Here is a 2,051-nt window from a genome sequence, read left to right as displayed (position 1 = left end):
CTGTGCCGTATGTCCACAAAGTAGGAATTAGGGGTAAAAATCGGAAATTTCCACGATTGCGGAAAGTGTGATATAATCCAGTTAAGCGGCAGAAATACAACCGCTGGAAAGGAGCGTGCGCCCATGAAAGGAGCAACTACCATACAGGAACGTCTTTGGGAACTCCGCAAGGACAAAGGCTTAAATTTGGAAGAATTATCAGAGCTGACGGGCATTTCCAAATCAGCTCTTGGAAGTTATGAGAAAGAGGATTATAAGGAAATCAATCATGGCAACCTTATCACGCTGGCAGACTTCTATGAGGTTTCCGTTGATTATCTGCTGTGCCGGACAGAGAACCGGGAACAGATCAACACACCATTAACAGGGCTTCATTTGAACGATGAGATGGTGGCACTTTTGAAAAGCGGTCGAATTAACAACCGTCTGCTCTGTGAGCTTGCCACTCATAAGGATTTTATCAAGTTTCTTGCGGATATTGAGATTTATGTAGATGGGATTGCCACCATGCAGATTCAAAACCTCAACGCCCTTGTCGATACTGTCCGGCATGAAATCATTGAACGGTATCGCCCCGGCGAAGATGACCCCCATTTGAAAGTGCTACAAGCCGCCCATATCAGCGATGATGAATATTTCAGCCACATGGTGCTGGATGATCTCAACCTCATTATCCGGGATATTCGGGAAGCCCACAAAAAGGATAGTGAAAGTGCCCCACAGACCACCGTTGCCGATGAACTGAAAGAAAATCTGGAAGCGGTCGAAAGATTCAAGGGTAGTCGGGATGAAAAGCTGGTCATCCTTTATTGCAAGCAACTCGGTATCAACTATAAAAATCTGTCGGAAGAAGAATTCCGCTGGCTCATTCGGATTCTCAAAAAATCAAAGAAAATGGGAACGCCTATCAGCCAGAGGAAAAAACGGTAAAAAAAACCGCTGTTGCATGGTTGGGGTGCCTTCCATGTAGCAGCGGTTCTTGCTGTGGTTATTATTTCATTCGTTTTCTTAATATCCGGCGATAATTTGTTTCTCCCTTTGGTGCGTCCTGTATAATTTCCAACACACCATCTTCAAGCATTTTATCAATGCGATTAGAAATCCATACATCACTAATTCCAAGTTGATATTTTCCTAAAACATTACCTATAACAATAGCCATTTTGAATTGCTCTGGCTGTTCCGCAATTTCACGAAGAATGAAACTATCATATATATCTTCTGAAACACTTTGCAATTTACCATTTAGCATTGCACGCAAAGGTGCATTTTCATTTTGAAGTTGATTCCATTTCATAGCACAAGCTGAAAGAAATACAGGCTTAGCTTTTTCTTGTAGAGTTATATATTTTCCCCATTCGCCAGGAGAAACCTCACCCCATGCTATTTTGGATGTCATAGTATTTTCTTTTCCATATTCCCAGGCAGGTAACTTAACCAAATAAATTGTTGTCTGACAGTTTAATGGTCGAAGTTGTTTCATAAGCCAGTACATACCGCAAAGTTCATCCGGATTATAGCTATACCAAATACGAACTTCTTCCCCAGCTACATATCGTTCAATAACCGAAGACAATGTAGTTTTAATTTTCTGTATTTTTTCTTCAACCTGATAGTCTAAATCCTCTACAAACCAGACAGACAGCATTTTCTTGAGAACATTTTTCCGCTGTTCGCCAATTCCATTATCAGAAATATCTCCCACACTAAGAGCCATATCAAAACAATAAACATCACTGCTCTTGCCTCCCAATGGAATAGCATTCTCCCAAGCAATATGTTCTTGTTCCTGTGCTTGAATTTGTGCTTCTTTCATTTCATCTGAAGATGGAACACTCCCATCTTCGTGCCTCATAAAGACCGAAACTGCACTTCCTCTATACTTTCCCTTACCGTAAGTTTGGGCAATTTTCAAACTTCCACAGGCACTTTCACCAAATACAATTTCAATCATCTTATATACCTCCGATTTAATTACTCCCGTATGAATAAATTATATCATGCAAAACAATTTCTTCTGCTCGGTTGTGAATGTTATTGCAACGCTGCAC

2 protein-coding genes are annotated in these 2,051 nt (G+C 40.9%); one reads left to right on the top strand and one right to left on the bottom strand.

Features of this window, described 5'->3' with window-relative positions:
* Positions 1–123 precede the first annotated feature (123 nt).
* Positions 124–930 (top strand): helix-turn-helix domain-containing protein, encoded by an 807-nt coding sequence (locus tag DXB70_RS13890; RefSeq protein ID WP_118673488.1) that lies wholly within the window; start codon positions 124–126, stop codon positions 928–930.
* Positions 931–991: 61 nt separating this feature from the next.
* Here the strand turns inward: DXB70_RS13890 and DXB70_RS13885 are convergent, their stop codons facing one another.
* The gene (locus DXB70_RS13885) at positions 992–1,954 is read right to left on the bottom strand and encodes a DUF3658 domain-containing protein (protein WP_014078537.1); all 963 of its coding nucleotides are present in this window, start codon (positions 1,952–1,954) and stop codon (positions 992–994) included.
* Between the last annotated feature and the right edge of the window lie 97 nt (positions 1,955–2,051).

The sequence above is a fragment of the Clostridium sp. OM05-5BH genome, assembly GCF_003481505.1.
Classification (GTDB): domain Bacteria; phylum Bacillota; class Clostridia; order Lachnospirales; family Lachnospiraceae; genus Otoolea; species Otoolea fessa.
Note: the sequence above shows the minus strand (reverse complement) of the source record. Positions and strands in the feature narration are given on the sequence as shown.